This is a genomic window from Streptomyces sp. B3I8, assembly GCF_030816915.1.
Classification (GTDB): domain Bacteria; phylum Actinomycetota; class Actinomycetes; order Streptomycetales; family Streptomycetaceae; genus Streptomyces.
Map to the genome: position 1 here is coordinate 2704768 of NZ_JAUSYN010000002.1, position 15424 is coordinate 2720191.

12 protein-coding genes are annotated in these 15424 nt (G+C 74.0%); 7 read left to right on the top strand and 5 right to left on the bottom strand.

Features of this window, described 5'->3' with window-relative positions; genetic code table 11:
• The first annotated feature begins 150 nt into the window (after nucleotides 1-150).
• The gene (locus QFZ64_RS14060) at nucleotides 151-2520 is read left to right on the top strand and encodes a bifunctional glycosyltransferase family 2 protein/CDP-glycerol:glycerophosphate glycerophosphotransferase (RefSeq protein WP_307065612.1); all 2370 of its coding nucleotides are present in this window, start codon (nucleotides 151-153) and stop codon (nucleotides 2518-2520) included.
• A gap of 46 nt (nucleotides 2521-2566) precedes the next feature.
• On the opposite strand, the gene QFZ64_RS14065 is transcribed toward QFZ64_RS14060, so the two are convergent.
• Entirely contained in the window at nucleotides 2567-2980 is a 414-nt protein-coding gene (locus tag QFZ64_RS14065; protein WP_307065613.1) for an organic hydroperoxide resistance protein, read from the bottom strand.
• A gap of 135 nt (nucleotides 2981-3115) precedes the next feature.
• On the opposite strand from QFZ64_RS14065, the gene QFZ64_RS14070 reads away from it, so the two are divergent.
• The 5 genes from QFZ64_RS14070 (at nucleotide 3116) to QFZ64_RS14090 (ending at nucleotide 8342) form a co-directional block, all read left to right on the top strand.
• Nucleotides 3116-3619, top strand: a complete 504-nt coding sequence (locus tag QFZ64_RS14070; RefSeq protein WP_307065615.1) for a MarR family winged helix-turn-helix transcriptional regulator — start codon at nucleotides 3116-3118, stop codon at nucleotides 3617-3619.
• A gap of 187 nt (nucleotides 3620-3806) precedes the next feature.
• Nucleotides 3807-5093 carry a glycosyltransferase family 87 protein gene (locus QFZ64_RS14075; protein WP_307065618.1) on the top strand — a complete coding sequence of 429 codons (1287 nt, stop codon included), beginning with the start codon at nucleotides 3807-3809 and terminating at the stop codon, nucleotides 5091-5093.
• Nucleotides 5094-5167: 74 nt separating this feature from the next.
• Nucleotides 5168-6808 carry a glycosyltransferase family 2 protein gene (locus QFZ64_RS14080; RefSeq protein ID WP_307071698.1) on the top strand — a complete coding sequence of 547 codons (1641 nt, stop codon included), beginning with the start codon at nucleotides 5168-5170 and terminating at the stop codon, nucleotides 6806-6808.
• Between the two features lie 135 nt (nucleotides 6809-6943).
• Nucleotides 6944-7528 carry an ester cyclase gene (locus tag QFZ64_RS14085; RefSeq protein WP_307065619.1) on the top strand — a complete coding sequence of 195 codons (585 nt, stop codon included), beginning with the start codon at nucleotides 6944-6946 and terminating at the stop codon, nucleotides 7526-7528.
• Between the two features lie 13 nt (nucleotides 7529-7541).
• Nucleotides 7542-8342 (top strand): MBL fold metallo-hydrolase, encoded by an 801-nt coding sequence (locus tag QFZ64_RS14090; protein ID WP_307065622.1) that lies wholly within the window; start codon nucleotides 7542-7544, stop codon nucleotides 8340-8342.
• Between the two features lie 99 nt (nucleotides 8343-8441).
• Here the strand turns inward: QFZ64_RS14090 and QFZ64_RS14095 are convergent, their stop codons facing one another.
• From QFZ64_RS14095 to QFZ64_RS14110, 4 genes are all read right to left on the bottom strand, one after another.
• The gene (locus QFZ64_RS14095) at nucleotides 8442-10133 is read right to left on the bottom strand and encodes a glycosyltransferase family 2 protein (RefSeq protein WP_307065624.1); all 1692 of its coding nucleotides are present in this window, start codon (nucleotides 10131-10133) and stop codon (nucleotides 8442-8444) included.
• Nucleotides 10130-12403 carry a CDP-glycerol glycerophosphotransferase family protein gene (locus QFZ64_RS14100; protein WP_307065626.1) on the bottom strand — a complete coding sequence of 758 codons (2274 nt, stop codon included), beginning with the start codon at nucleotides 12401-12403 and terminating at the stop codon, nucleotides 10130-10132. The genes QFZ64_RS14095 and QFZ64_RS14100 overlap by 4 nt, the downstream gene beginning before the upstream one ends.
• Before the next feature lie 238 nt (nucleotides 12404-12641).
• Nucleotides 12642-13568, bottom strand: coding sequence for an ABC transporter ATP-binding protein (locus QFZ64_RS14105; protein ID WP_307065628.1), 927 nt, complete (start codon nucleotides 13566-13568; stop codon nucleotides 12642-12644).
• The gene (locus QFZ64_RS14110) at nucleotides 13561-14499 is read right to left on the bottom strand and encodes an ABC transporter permease (RefSeq protein ID WP_307065629.1); all 939 of its coding nucleotides are present in this window, start codon (nucleotides 14497-14499) and stop codon (nucleotides 13561-13563) included. Before QFZ64_RS14110 ends, QFZ64_RS14105 begins: the two co-directional genes overlap by 8 nt.
• A gap of 170 nt (nucleotides 14500-14669) precedes the next feature.
• On the opposite strand from QFZ64_RS14110, the gene QFZ64_RS14115 reads away from it, so the two are divergent.
• Entirely contained in the window at nucleotides 14670-15380 is a 711-nt protein-coding gene (locus QFZ64_RS14115) for a TetR/AcrR family transcriptional regulator (protein ID WP_307065630.1), read from the top strand.
• Nucleotides 15381-15424: the final 44 nt, after the last annotated feature.

Below are 15424 nucleotides of genomic sequence, written 5' to 3' on the forward strand. Positions count from 1 at the left end.
CGACCAGGCAGGGGGCGGGCCCGAGCACGGGTCCGCCCCCTCCGTGTGCCGACACGCCGGGATGTCCCCCAAATGCCACAAACGGCGTAACCGGATCACCCCTTCGGCCGTTCCCGGGCATATGCCCATACCGACCATATGGATGTCTTCGTGCCCAGGTTCAGTGTCATCGTCCCCGCGTACAAGGTGCAGGCCCACCTGCACGCCTGCCTGCGGTCCGTGCTGGAGCAGTCCTACCCGGACCTCGAACTGCTCGCGGTCGACGACTGCTCGCCGGACTCGTGCGGCGCGATCATCGACGAGTTCGCGGCCCGCGACGCCCGGATCGTGCCCCTCCACCTCCCGCGCAACGCCGGTTCAGGCCCGGCGCGCAACGCCGGGCTGGCGCGGGCGTGCGGCGACTACGTCGTCCTGCTGGACGGCGACGACAGCCTGACGCCGGGCGCGCTGGAGGCCATCGCCGTACGGCTGAAGGAGACGGAGGAGCCGGACGTCCTGCTCTACGGCCACGCCTACGCCCTGTGGACGGGCGAGGAGGCACCCGACCCGTTCGGCGCCCGGCTCTCCGCCGCAGGAACCGGGCCCGAACCCGGATCCGGTCCCGGGCCGGTGCCGTCGTTCCGTCTGGAGGACCGTCCCGACCTGCTGGAACTACCGCCGGTGGTGTGGAACAAGGCGTACCGGCGGGACTTCCTCGAACGGGAACTGCTGCTCTTCCCGCCCGGCGGGCACGGCGACCCGGCGTGGACGTACCCGGTGCTCCTGACGGCGAAGACGATCGCCCCGCTGGACCGGGTGTGCGTCCACCGCCGGCAGGGACGCCACCACGGGGCGGGCGACCGGGCGGGCGCCGGGGCGTCGTACCCCGGTGCCCACTTCCCCGGCACGGGAGGCGCGCGGCCGTTCGACGTGTTCGCGCAGTACGACCGGGTCTTCGCGCGGCTCGCCGACCGCCCCGATCTGGCGCGCTGGCACCCGGTGGTGTTCCACCGCATGGTCGACCACCTGACGGCACTGTTCGACGGGTGCGGACGGCAGCTTCCACGCGGGGCGCGCGCGGAGTTCCTGCGCCGGGCGCGCGCCCACTGCCGACGCCACCGGGTGCGCCGCGGAGGTCCGCGGCGGGCGGGAATCGGCTCGCTCCCCGGACCGGCCCTCCCCGGTCCCACACTCCCCGCACCCGCGCTGCCCGGTGCCGGTCTGCGGGTGCGGCGGCTGCTGGTGCGACTCGGGAGCCGCCGGACGTACCGGCTGGTGTCGCTCGCCGCCCACCACGGGCGGCGGACCCGGCACGCGGCCGCGTCGGTGGGCCGCGGGCTGGCCGAGGCGGTGCGGCGGCTGCACTACCGCACTCAGCGGCTGCTGCCCGTGCGGGCCGACCGCGCGGTGTTCGCCAGCCACGGCGGGCACGCCTACGGCTGCAGTCCGGGCGCGCTGGAGGCCGCGTTCCGGGAGCTCGCGCCGCACATCCGTACGACGTGGATCGCGCGCCCCGAGTACCGGCACACCGTCCCGCCGGACACGCGGGGCGTGCGCCCCGGCTCGTTCGCGTACTGGACGGCGCTCGCCCGCTCGCACTACCTCGTCGGCAACGCGCCCTTCGACGCGCGGCTGCGCAAGCGGCCCGGCCAGATCGTGGTCCAGACGCAGGCGGGCACCCCGCTCAAGCGCGTGGGCCTGGACGTCCGGGACCGTCCGGCCGTCGTCCGGGAGGGCGAGGTGGAGCGGTTGCTGCGCGACGCGGACCGGTGGGACTACGTGCTCTCCGGCAACCGTCACTCCACCCTGGTGTGGGAGCGCGCCTTCCCCGCCGCGTTCACCATCCTGGAGTACGGGCTGCCGCGCACCGACCGCTTCCACCGGGCGAGCGCCGAGGACACGGCCCGGCTGCGCGCCGCCCTGGGCATCCCCGCGCACACGGTGGCCGTGCTGTACGCGCCGACGTTCCGCGACTACCGGCGCACCCCGTACCGGCCGCTCGACCCGGAGCGGCTGCTGCGCCGGCTCGGCCCGGGCTTCGTCCTGCTGACCCGGGCGCACCCGGCGTACGGCGAGCCGATGGTGCGCGCCGGTGACGTGCCGGGACTCATCGACGTCAGCGACGTCGGCGGCACCGATGGCACCGATGGCACCGGCGGCCACCTGAGCGTGGAGGCGCTCTGCCTCGCCTCGGACGCGCTCCTCACGGACTACTCGTCGCTGATGTTCGACTACGCGGGCCTCGACCGCCCCGTCGTGATCCACACGGAGGACCGAGAGGCCTACGAGGCGGCCCGAGGGACCTACTTCGACCTGCGGACGTTCCCGCCGGGCGAGGTGGCGCACAGCGAGGACGAGGTGGTCGACGCCTTCCTCTCCGGGCGCTACGGCGGGGTGCGGGCGGCTCGACGGCGGGCCGCGTTCCGTGAGCGGTTCTGCCCGTACGACGACGGACGGGCGGCGGAGCGCGTCGTACGGCACGTGGTGTTCGGCGAGCGGGGGCTCGCGGCGGGGCGCCCGCCGGGTGGGGCGGGGCTGTGAAGGGCGGGGCGCCCCGACGCACCGCTCACCGGCTCGCTCGTTCGCCCTACTCGACGACCAGCTCCACCGGCACGTTGCCCCGCGTGGCGTTGGAGTAGGGGCACACCTGGTGGGCCTGCTCGACGAGCTCGCGGCCGGTCTCCCGGTCGATGTTCTCCGGGAGTTCGACGCGGAGGGTGACCGCCAGGGCGAAGCCCTCGCCCTCCTTGCCGATGGTGACCTCGCCGGTCACGGCCGCGTCGCTCACGTCGACCTTGGCCTTGCGGCCGACGAGCCCGAGCGCGCCGGCGAAGCACGCGGCGTACCCGGCGGCGAAGAGCTGCTCGGGGTTGGTGCCCTTGCCGTCGCCGCCCATCTCCACCGGGACGGAGAGGTCGAAGTCGAGCTTGCCGTCGGAGGAGACGGTGCGTCCGTCACGGCCGTGGGTGGCGGTGGCGACGGCGGTGTAGAGCGGGTCCATGGGAGAACCATCCGTTCCTTGGTTCGGGCTGCGGCCCGTATTCGGGCTGCCGCTGCTGTACGACCACAAGTGAAGCACTCAATTTAATTGTGCGCAACTGAATGGCCCGCAATGGTGCGGAGCTATCCTGGTGTCATGACCAGGCCGCAGCGCTCCACGACGCAGGAGGCGGAGATCCTCCGCCTCGACCGCCAGATCTGCTTCTCCCTGCACGCCGCCGCCCGCGCGTTCAACGGCGTCTACCGGCTCGTCCTGCGGGACCTCGGGCTGACCTACCCGCAGTACCTGGTGATGCTGGTGCTGTGGGAGCACGGCGAACTGCCGGTGAAGCGGCTCGGCGAGCACCTGCGGCTCGACTCCGGCACACTGTCGCCGCTGCTCAAGCGGCTGGAGGCGGCGGGGCTGGTGCGCCGGGAGCGCAGCGCCCTGGACGAGCGCTCGGTCCAGGTGCACCTCACCGAGCAGGGCACGGAACTGCGCGCCCGGGCGCTGGAGGTGCCGCGCCGGATCGGCGCGGCGACCGGATTCGGCGCGGACGAGATCCGTGACCTGCGGGAACGCCTGGACGTCCTGACGGCGGCCCTGGACGCGGCGGTCGCCCGCCCCGAGGCGCTGAACGGCGACCCCATGACCCCGTGACGCCGTGACGACCCGACGGGGCGCGCGCGACGTGCGCGCGGCGTGCGCCAGGCGCGCCCGAGACGCACGTGGAACGCGCAGGCGAGTGACCGTATCGCCCGGGCTCTCACCCCTCACATCCCTTCGCACCCGTTTGACGGCGTATCACCCGGCATGCGGCTTCTGATCGGCCTACGATCCGAGCTTGATGAGCACCTCGATCACGGCCGCCGCCCGCCGCCGCCCGCGCCCGCTGCTCGGCCTCGCCGCCGCGTGGTTCGCCACCCGCGCCCTGATGCTGTGGCTGCTCGTCCACGACGACACCCGGCTGCTCGGCCTGGGCGGCGTCTCGCGCGAGGTGCACCACCTGTACTTCCACTGGTACGGCATCCTCGTCCACGGCGCCTTCCCGGTCGGCGACCCCATGTGGCAGTACCCGCCCGGCGCCGGTCTCGTCCTGCTGTCGCCCGCGCTGCTGCCGGGGGCGACCTACTTCCAGGGCTTCGTCGCGCTCACCCTCCTCACGGACCTGGCGGTGCTGCTCGCCCTGGCCCGCACGGGACTGCGCACCGGCCGCAGCCTGAGCGGCGCCGCCCTGTGGGTCGGCGGGCTGCCACTGCTGCTGCACCTTCCGCTGGCCCGCTACGACGTGCAGGTCACCGCGTTCGCCGTGCTCTCCCTGCTGGCGCTGACCCGCTCCCCGCGCACCGCCGGCGCACTGGCGGGCCTGGGTGCCCTGGTGAAGGTCTGGCCCGCGCTGGTGCTCATCGGCACGCCGCGCGGCCGTGACTCCCGGCGGGCCTGGGTCTCGGCGACCGTCGCAGGGGGCGCGCTGCTCGTGCTCCTCGCCACCCTGTTCCGCACCCCGTTCGACTTCCTGCGCCAGCAGGGCGAGCGGGGCGTGCAGATCGAGTCGCTCGGCGGCACGGTCCTCGGCTTCGCCCGCCGCGCCGGCTGGCCGGGGCACACCCGGTACCAGTTCGGGGCGCGGGAGTTCGTGGGCCCGTACGTGCACCAGGTGGCCACGGTGTCGCTGGCGCTCACCGTCGCCGCCTTCTGCCTGCTGCTGGTGTGGCGGCTGCGGGCCCGGCACTGGACGACGGCGACACCGTGCGACGCGGCGCTCGCGGCGGTGCTGCTGTTCACCGTGACCAGCAGGGTGATCAGCCCGCAGTACATGGTGTGGCTGGTGGGCCTGGCCGCCGTCTGCCTGACCTCCCGGCACACCACGCAGCGCCCGGTGGCCTGGCTGATCCTGGCGGCGACCGCGACGAGCACGGTGGTGTACCCGGCGTTCTACGGCGAGGTGATGACGTCGAGCTGGACCGGGTGCCTGCTGATGCTGGCGCGCAACGGGCTGCTGGCCTGCGCGGCCGTGCTGTCGCTGGTACGGCTGTGGCGGGCCACCGCGCATCGCCCCGAGTCGGTCGTCCCGCCCCGGGACCCGCGGCCCGATGCGTCCCGCCTTCCGGACGACACACTGAGCATCTCTTAATAACTCGTATCATCACATAACTCTCTATAACGGAGAATCACCTGTAATTCGATACGAATCGGCGTGTGGTTCCCATGGAAGAAGACACCGGCACCAGCACCGGCACCGTCACCGTCGTGGTCATCGGGTACGACGACGCCGCCCACGTCACCGCCGCCGTACGGTCCGCGCTGGCACAGGGGCCGGCCGTGCGCGAGGTGATCGCGGTCGACGACTGCTCCACGGACGGCAGCGCCGGCCTGCTGGAGGCACTCGCCGCCGGGGAGCCGCGGCTGCGGGTGGTCCGCCGCACGGTCAACAGCGGCGGCTGCGGCACCCCGCGCAACGACGGCATCGACGCCGCGACCGCCCCGTACCTGATGTTCCTGGACAGCGACGACGTCCTGCCGCCCGGTGCCGTCGACGCACTGCTCCGCGCGGCCGGGCGCCACGACGCACAGGTCGCGGCGGGGCTGTGCGTGCGCCGCGAACTGCCCTCGGGGCGCGAGACCCCCTGGCAGCCCGGGCTGTACGCGCGCCCGGCGGTGGCCGAGCATCCCGCCGGGCGCCGCCGGCTGGTGCACGACACCCTGTGCGTCAACAAGCTGTACCGGACCGACTTCCTGCGCGCGCACCGCATCCGCTTCCCCGAAGGCCGCTTCCCCTACGAGGACTTCGTCTTCACCGCGCGCGTCCTGGCGGCCGGGCCGCGCCTCGCGCTCGTCCCGGACCGGGTCTACGTCTGGCACGTGCGCCGCACCGCCGACCGGCTGTCGATCTCCCTGGACCGGGCCGGCGTCGACAACTGGCGGGCACGCACGGAGGCCGCCCGGCAGGCGTACGACATCCTGCTGGGCGCCGGGGAGAAACGGCTCGCGCGGGAGGCGCGCGCCAAGTTCCTGGAGCACGAGGTGCGGATGTACGCGCGGGAGCTGGAGTTGCGCGACGCCAGTCACCGGCGTGCGTGGTGGACGCTCACCCGGGCGCATCTGGCGGCGTACGACGAGGCGGACTTCGCGCGGGCGCCCGCGCCGGGGCGGGTGATCGCCCGCGTGGTGCTGGCCTCCGAGGAGCCCCGGGACCTGCCCCGGCTGCGGGAGCTGGCGGCGCGCCCGTCACGGCTGTGCCCGCCGTACGCGCGGGCCCCGGGCGGGGCGCCCGTCTGGTCGGCGGACCTCCCGCAGGTGCCGCTGGACCACGTCCTGACCCGCCCGCTGCGGCTGCTCCCGCTCGCCGTCGACGCCGAGCTGCGCCCCCGGGCGCGCGGCACCCGGCTGCGGCTGGTCCTGCACGAGCTGTACGGCAGGGTCGCCGAAGCCGGTCCCCGCACGGTGGAGGCCGCGTTCGTCCACCGCGAGAACGCCCGGACGCGCACGGTCGTCGGCACGGCCGTGCTGCGACCGTCCTCCCCCGGTTCCGGCACCTGGACGGCCGTACTCCCGCTGGGCACGCGCGCCCTCGCCGCGGCCGGCGCGGCCACCTGGGACCTGCGCCTGCGCCTGCGCTTCGCCGATGGCTCGGCCCGCGACACCACGGCCCACGCCATGGCGGGCCCCGGCCTGCTGACCCGTACGGCCCTCCCGAGCCTCCGCCACGGTGTGCTGCTCCTGCACCCCTACGCCACCCACTCCGGCTCCCTGGCCCTGCGGGTCGCCCCCGGCCCCCGGGGCGCGGCGGCGGTGCTCCGCCGACGTCTGTCCCGGCTGCTTCCCCGCACGGCGGCCCCGGCCCGGTGAGCCGCCGCGCCACTCCTTCATTGACATCGCGCGGGGCGCGCGCATAGCGTCCCCGCTTGACAACTCGTACCCCAACCGACGCCTACGGGCGGGGAGTTGACATCCTCCCGCCCGTCCGGGACGGAGCCTGCCCCCTTGATCACCGACGATGTGCGCGCGGCCCGGCAGAAGCTGGTCCTGGACCACTTCCACGACGAGGTCCGCCAGGAGTGGGACGACGTCCTGGCCACGTTCCCGCACCCGCACTACGAGCTCATACCGACCATGACGGTCCACGACGGGGACGGTGCCGTCCGTGGCTACTACCACGACACCCGGGTCGCCTTCCCGGACCAGGACCACGAGATCATCGCCCTGCGGCACAGCGACGACGCGGTGATCGCCGAGTTCTGGCTGCTGGGCACCCACCTCGGCCCCCTCGGCGCCATTCCGCCGACCGGCAACCGCTTCCGGGTCCGGATGACCGCGTACTTCCTGTTCGACGCCGACGAGAACCTGGTGTGCGAGCGTGTCTACTTCGACAGCCTGTCGATGCTCAAACAGCTCATCGGCGGGCTGAACATGCGCCACCCGCGGAACTGGCTGCTCGCCCTGCGCTGTCTGCGTGGACTGCTGAAGATGGCGGGGGACGAGCCGCACCCCTCCCTCGTCGACACCCCGAAGGCGGACCTGGACCTCCCGCCGACCGCCCCGGACGCCTCGAAGCCGGACGTGTCCTGAGGGGGTGCCGGTCATGAAGGTGCATCACCTCAACTGCGGCACCATGCGCCCGCCGGGCGCCACCCTCGTGTGCCATGTGCTGCTGATCGAGACGGACCGGCGGGGCCTGGTCCTCGTCGACTCCGGCTACGGCCTGCGGGACGTGGCCGAACCCGCACGCCGGGTGGGCCCCCTCCGCCTGGCCATGCGGCCGCTCCTGGACCCGGAGGAGACCGCCGCCCGCCAGATCGAGCGCCTCGGCTTCCGGCGGGAGGACGTGCGCCACATCGTGCTCACCCATCTCGATCCCGACCATGTGGGAGGCATCGCGGACTTCCCCGGGGCGCGGGTGCACGTCACCTCGGCCGAGGCGCGGGGCGCGCTGCACGCGCCCGGCCCGAGGGAGCGGCTCCGCTTCCGGCCGGCCCAGTGGTCCCACGGGCCCCTGTTCGTCGAGCACGGGCCCGGTGGCGAGGCGTGGCACGGCTTCGCCGCGGCACGGGAACTGGACGACGTGGCCCCGGGCATCGTCCTCGTCCCGCTGCCGGGCCACACGCGCGGCCACGCCGGGGTCGCCGTCGAGGCGGACGGCGGCGTACTGCTGCACGCGGGGGACGCCTTCTTCGACCACACCACGCTGACCGGCCGCACCCGCATGCCGCTCGCCCTGCGCGCGACGGAGACCCTGGTCGCCCACGACCTCGCCCGGGTCCGCGCCAACCACGCCCGCCTGGCCGAGCTGCACCGCCGGGCGGACGGCCCGGCGATCCTCTGCGCCCACGACCCGGTGCTCCTCGAACGGGCCCGGGAGGGCCTCACCGGACCGGCGTCGTAGACCGGACCGGCGTCGTGACCGGCGCGGACGCGTGACCGGCGCGGACGCATGACCGGCGGGGACCGGTGCCCCGGCGCCGTACCCGGCCGCGGCGGCGGATCAGCGCAGCGCGCCGCGCAGCATGCGGGCTGCCCTGCGGATTCGCGGGGAGGACAGGCGGCGGGCCAGCGGGGGCAGCAGGCGGGCGGCCGGGCCCACCGGGGTCCAGCGCAGTTGCAGACGCCCCGCGCCCTTGCCCTCGGGTTCGACGGTCAGGGCGTGCGGGAGGGCGCCGTGGACCGTCGCCCGCAGCGCCGGGAACGACAGCGGGGCCAGCAGCACGCCCGTGTTCGTCAGGTCCTGCTGATGCAGGCGCAACAGCGGGTGGCGGACCCCGCTGAATCCGTGCGGCGGCAGTCGCGCGGCCGCCAGGTCGAGACGGACCTTGCCCTCGAACACGCCGGGGCGCACCGGGTCGAGCCGGAACGGGGCGGTGAGCCGGCGCCGTCCGGGAGTGACGAGCACGCTCGCCCTCTGTGGTCCCACCGGCAGCCGCAGCCCGGGGTCGTAGGTCCGCACCGCCAGGTCGAGGGTGAGGCCGGGGCCGGGGGCGACCGAGCGGATCTCGTGCCGGAACAGGGCGCCGGTGAAGGGGCGGGAGTCCAGTTCCAGGTCGGTGACGTCCAGTTCGCGCCGGGCGGCGTCGGAGTCGGGGGGGACCGCGCCCCAGTAGAGGCCGGTGCCGTCCGCAGTGGTCTCGCGGGGGGCGACCGCGTGACCCAGCCCGCGCGCCGCCCACCGGGCCTCGGCGAACCTGCCGTCCCGCACGAGCTGGACGACCACCCGCTCCGGGCGCGGCAGCCGGGCGAACGCGGCGGGCGCCAGGGTGTCCAGATAGGGCGTCACCTCGGCGGCGAAGGCGCGCAGCCACTCCTCGTCCCGGTAGGGCAGGTCGCCCTCGTACATGCGGAAGTCGTGCTTGAGGAACTTGTAGTCCTTGTCCTCGCGCAGCGCCTGGTGCCCGCTCTCGGCGAGGAACGCGTCGATCAGCCGCTGCACGTGCACCCGGTCGCGCACGTTGGTCAGCTTGTGCCGCTGGTTGGAGATGGAGGCGGCGTCGGCGGCGACGTACGGGGCGATGTACCAGCGGTAGACCGGCTCGGGCACGATCGTGAACGACTTGGCCAGGCAGTACGCCTGCGCGGAGAAGAGCTGGTCCTCGTAGTGGATGCCCTCGGGGAAGCGCAGCTCGTGCCGGTCGAGGAAGGAGCGGGCGTACATCTTGCTGGTCGACAGGTGCTCGAACAGCAGTCCGGGTTCGGCCTCGATGCCGTCGACCGTACGGCGCTCGGCGACGAGGTGGGCCATCCAGCGGGAGCGGCGCCCGGTGTCCACACGGATCCGCTCCACCGCGCCCATCACGAAGTCGACGTCCCGCTCCCGGTGCGCGGCGAGCAGCACCTCCACCGCGTTCTCGGGGAGTTCGTCGTCGCTGTCGAGGAACATCAGGTACGGGGCGCGGGCCACTTCGAGCGCGCGGTTGCGCGGGACGCCGCAGCCGCCGCTGTTCTCCGGCAGCCTCAGGTGCAGCACCCGGGAGTCCTGAGCGGCCAGGGCGCGGGCGACGGCGGGGGTGTCGTCCGTGGAGTGGTCGTCGCTGATGATCACCTCGATGTTGCTGTGGGTCTGGCGCAGCACGGAGGCGACGGCGCGCGGGAGCCGGGCGGCGTCGTCGTAGACGATCACGGTGATGGTGACGTCCGGGCTGGTGATCTCGGGGACGGTCAGGGGTACGGCGTCCGGGGCGGTCACAGTGCGGTCGCCTCCTCGGGGGTGGGGGCGGGGATGCGTTCGTCGACGGGGACGACCGGGGGCAGCGTGTCCTCGGGCGCGTCCAGGAACACCCGGCGCACCACGCGCTCGGCGGCCTGCCCGTCGTCGTACTCGCAGAACCGGCGGCGGAACGCGGCGAGCGCCTTGCGGGCGCTCTCGTCACGCCAGGCGTCACCGGCGAGGATCTCGGTCAGTTCGTCCTGGCTGCGCGCGACCGGGCCGGGTGGCTCGGCCGTGAGGTCGAAGTAGACGCCGCGGGTGGAGGCGTAGGTCTCCCAGTCGTCGGCGTGGATGACGACGGGCCGGTCGAGGTTGGCGTAGTCGAACATGATCGACGAGTAGTCCGTGACCAGCGCGTCGGCGGCCAGGGCGAGTTCCTCCACCGGATCGTAGGAGGACACGTCGATCACCCGGCCGGTGCGGCGCAGCCCGGCGAGCGGGGAGGCGGCGTTGCCGTACAAGTAGTGGCCGCGCACCAGGAGCACGGTGTTCCCGCCGAGCCGGTCGGCGAGGGCGGCCAGGTCCAGGCGGGGGTGCCAGCCGGACTCGTAGTCGCGGTGGGTGGGGGCGTAGAGGATCGCGCGGCGGCCGGGCGCGATGCCGAGCCGGTCGCGGATCGCGCGGATGTCGGCGGCGGTGGCGCGGTAGAAGATGTCGTTGCGCGGATAGCCGTGGTCGAGGGGGATGTAGCGGGAGGGGTAGGCGCGCTCCCACATGCGGGTGGAGTGGCTGTTCGCGGAGACGCTGTAGTCCCACTTGTCGACGCGGGCCAGCAGCGCCTCGAAGTCGAGGCCCTTGGCGGCGGCGGGGAAGTCGAGCTGGTCCAGGCCCATCCGTTTGAGCGGGGTGCCGTGGTGGGTCTGGAGGTGGACCGCGTCGGGCCGCTTGACCACGGCGTTGGCGAAGTTGACGTTGTTGACCAGGTACTTCGCCCGGGCCATGACCTCCCAGTAGCGGCGGGTGCCGGGCACCACGTGGTCCGTGCCGGGCGGCAGCAGGGCGACGCGGTCGCGGGAGACCACCCACACCTGGTGGATGTGCGGGGCCAGGGCGGCGAGCCGGCGGGCGACCGCGGCCGGGTTGCAGGCGACGCCGCGGTCCCAGTACGCGGAGAACACCGCGAGGTGCGGGTCGACCGGGCCGTTCAGCGCCTTGCGGTAGCGGTGGTCGTCGAGCCGGCCGGCGACCGCGCGGCGGCCGGTGACGACGGCCTTCCTGACCGTGCGGCGCCGCTGGTTGGCGGCCTGGAGGGCGCGGTACTTGGTATACGCGTTCTCCTCCAGGAGGGACCGGCGGACGCCCTCGAAGCCTCCGGGGCGGCGGTACGTCCGCGGCCGCAGCGTGAGGGCGGCGCGGGAGGCGCGCGCGAAGAACTCGCGCGCCACCGGCTCGGGCATGCCGCTGCGGGCGAAGGTGCGCAGACAGTCGCGGACCATCACGTCGTACAGCACCGCCCGCGGCCGCTCGGGGACCTCCCGCTCGGCCATCAGCCGCCGCAGCCGCTCGTACCGCTCGATCAGCGCGTACCGCTCCTCGGGCGTGGGCGGCGGCAGGCTCTCGGGGCGCAGCACGCGGTGCTCGTAGGCCGGCTGGTGCAGGCAGGCGATCCGGTCGGCGTGCAGCAGCAGGCTGTACGCCAGGTACGCCTCGTCGCCTGCCGCCTCCCGGGTGGCGGGCAGCGCCTCGTGCGCCCGCCAGAACTCGGCGCGGACGACGCGGGCGCCGAGCAGCGGGGTCAGCCGGAGCAGGTTGGGGAAGTCGGTCAGGGCCAGGGCGCGGCGGCCGGTGCGGGCGAAGATCCAGCCGTCGCCGCTGCGGGCGCCGGCCGTGTTCCAGGCGGAACGGGTGTGGTCGACCGCCAGGACCTGTACGTCGGGCGGGAGTTCGGCGGTGCGGGCGGCGAGGACGCGCGGCGTGCCCGGGGGCAGTCCGTCCTTGGCACGGACGAAGTGCAGCCATGCCCCGGTCGCACGGTCGGCGCCGGCCGCGCGGGCGGCGGTGTCGTCCGCGCCGCCGGGCAGCGCGAGTACGCGCACCCGGCCGTCGCCCGTCGCCACCCGCTCCGCCTCCCGGCGGGCCCGGTCGCCGACGGCCGCGACGACGATCTCGACACTCGCGGGGGCGGTGCCGTCACCGCCACCGGCGTCCGGGACGCCGGTGAACGGCCGGGCGGCGAGCGAGTCGAGCAGTTCGGCGAGGTGTCCCTGCACTTCGGGGCCGTGGACGACGACGCTCAGAACCGGCGGCACTTGCCCCGGTCGCACCTGCGCCGCCCGCACCTGACCCGGCTGCGGATGACCTGGTCGCACCTGACCTGATCGCACACGGCCTCCTTCGCTCCGCCACGCCCCGCGCCCCTGGTGGACGCCGACGGGGACGACACCAGGCCATCGTTGCACCAAAGGGGCAAAAGGGGCGGGTGCGGTTGCGCCTCAGGGGGGAAGTGAAGGCGCTTGTGCCGCGGAGCCGCACTCGGGTCACGGGGAGCTACTTCCGCCGCGGGGGCGCCTTCCTCGCCTTGTCGGGGCCGCCGGTGAACTCCTCGTAGGCCGCGAGGACCTCGGCCGTCGGCCCGTCCATGCGCAGTTCACCGCGCTCCAGCCACAGCACGCGGTCGCAGGTGTCGCGGATCGACTTGTTGCTGTGGCTGACCAGGAAGACGGTACCGGCGTGGGCGCGCAGCTCGCGGATGCGCCGCTCGGAGCGCTTCTGGAAGGAGCGGTCGCCGGTGGCCAGGGCCTCGTCGACGAGGAGGACGTCGTGGTCCTTGGCGGCCGCGATGGAGAACCGCAGCCGGGCGGCCATGCCGGAGGAGTACGTGCGCATGGGGAGCGTGATGAAGTCGCCCTTCTCGTTGATGCCGGAGAAGTCGACGATCTCCTGGTAGCGCTCCCTGACCTGCTCGCGCGACATGCCCATGGCGAGCCCGCCGAGGTACACGTTGCGCTCGCCCGTGAGGTCCGCCATCAGGGCCGCGTTGACACCGAGGAGGGAGGGCTGGCCGTCGGTGTAGATGCGGCCCCGCTCCACGGGGAGCAGCCCGGCGACCGCTTTGAGCAGCGTGGACTTGCCCGAGCCGTTGGTGCCGATCAGGCCGATGGCCTCGCCCCGGTAGGCGGTGAAGGACACGTTCCGCACGGCGTGCACCGTGCGTACGCCGGCCGCCCTCCCGGTCTGCTCGCGGCGCAGCATGCGGTTGAGCGCGGCGGTGGCGGTGCCCCGGCCGGCGCCGGTGCCGTTGACGCGGTAGACGATGTCGACGGCGTCGCAGACCACGGTGGGGGCGGGCGCGGCGGACGCCGCGGGGCCCGCGGATGCCGCGCGGCCGGTCTTCCCGAGGTCGGTACTCGCGGGGTCGGTACTCGCGCGGTCGGTCGTCATGAGGTCGGTCGTCATGAGGTCGGTGTCAGCCACGGCCGTACGTCTCCTCGGCCTTCCAGAAGTAGGTGAATCCGCCGATTCCGGCGAGCAGCGCCCAGCCGGTCGCGACGGCCCACACGTGCGGCGGGAGCTGGCTCGCGTGGAAGCTGTCGATCAGCGCGAAGCGCATCAGGTCGATGTAGACGGCGGCCGGGTTGCAGCGCAGGGCGAGCAGCACGACGTGCGGCAGGTCCCGGTTGTGCGTGACGTGGTCGATGCTCCACATCACGCCGGAGACGTACATCCACGTCCGCAGCACGAACGGCATGAGCTGCGCGATGTCCGGGGTCTTGGCGCCCCAGCGGGCCATCACCATGGCGACGCCGGCGTTGAAACAGAACTGGAGCACGAGCGCGGGCAGCGCCAGCAGCCAGGAAGCGGCGACCGGCACGCCGAACGCGAGCAGGATCACCACCAGCGCGCACATCGAGAACAGCAGCTGCTGGAGCTGCTGGAGCGCGAACGACACGGGCAGCGCGGCACGCGGGAAGTGCAGTGCCCGGACGAGGCCGAGGTTGCCGGAGATCGCGCGGGTGCCGGCCATGATCGAGCTCTGCGTGAACGTCCACACGAACACGCCCGTGACCAGGAACGGGACGTAGTCCGGGACGCCCTTCTTGGTGCCGAGCAGGAGGCCGAAGATCAGGAAGTAGACGGCGGCGTTGAGCAGTGGGTTGGCCACCTGCCAGAGCTGGCCGAGCTTCGCCTGGCTGTACTGAGCGGTCAGTTTGGCGGTGGCGAAGGCACGGATGAAGTGCCGGCGGGCCCAGAGCTGACTGCCGTACTCGGAGAGGGAGGGGCGGGCGCCGCTGACGGACAGCCCGTACCGCGCCGCGAGCTGCGCGGGCGTCTCGACGGGGGGCGCGGCGGCCGGCTCCGAGGGGCCGGCGGCCGGTGGGGGCGGGGGTTGCAGGACCTGGCTCACGTCCGCTGCTTTCGGAGGAGGGCGGACCCGTAGACGCCGCCGACGCCGCGCGGCCGCTTGCCGTGTCGCTCGGCTACGTCGGAACGGGACCGTATCGTCGCTGCGTCAGCGTAGGCCGAACGCACGCCGCAACGCAACCGTTTCGTCGTCACGCCCTATGCTTGGGCCGCATGACGAGCAGAGCCGAGGCCGACAGCGGGCGTCCCGACGGAAGCGCGGGAAACGGCGCGACCCACGGGAAGCCGGCCACGCCCCCGCGGCCGTCCCGCCCCGCCGGCGGGCAGACCCGGCGACGCCGGGCACCGGCCGGGGCCGCCGTGCTGCGGCCCGAGGTCACGGAGGCGATCCGCGCGGCCGTCTTCGAGGAACTCGCGGCCGTCGGCTACGCCCGCATGTCCATCGAGGGCATCGCCCGCCGGGCCGGCGTCGGCAAGACCGCGGTGTACCGGCGCTGGCGCTCCAAACTGCACCTCGTGCTCGACCTGGTCTCGGCGCTCGCGGTGCAGGGGATGCCCGCCCCGGACACCGGCTCCCTGGAGGCCGATCTCCGGCTGCTGTACGAGGTGACCTCGCGCGCCCTGCGCCATCCGGTGGCCGGCCAGATCCTGCCCGACCTCCAGGCGGAGGCGGCCCGCAACCCGGAGATCGCGGAGGCGCTGCAGAAGGCTCTGCGGGAGGGCCAGCAGTCGGTGACCCGCGGCATTGTCGCGGCGGCGACGGCGCGCGGCGAGATCCGCGCCTCCGCCGACGAGGGCCTGGCCCTGGACCTCATCTCGGGCCCGCTGTACTGGCGCGCGGTCGTGGCCCGCGAACCGAAACTGCCGAAGGGCTACCTGGCCGGCCTGGCGAGGGCGACGGCGGGGGCGCTGGGGGCGTTGTGAGGAGGCCGCTCCGAGGATGCGCCGCCGAGATCGCCCCCCACCCG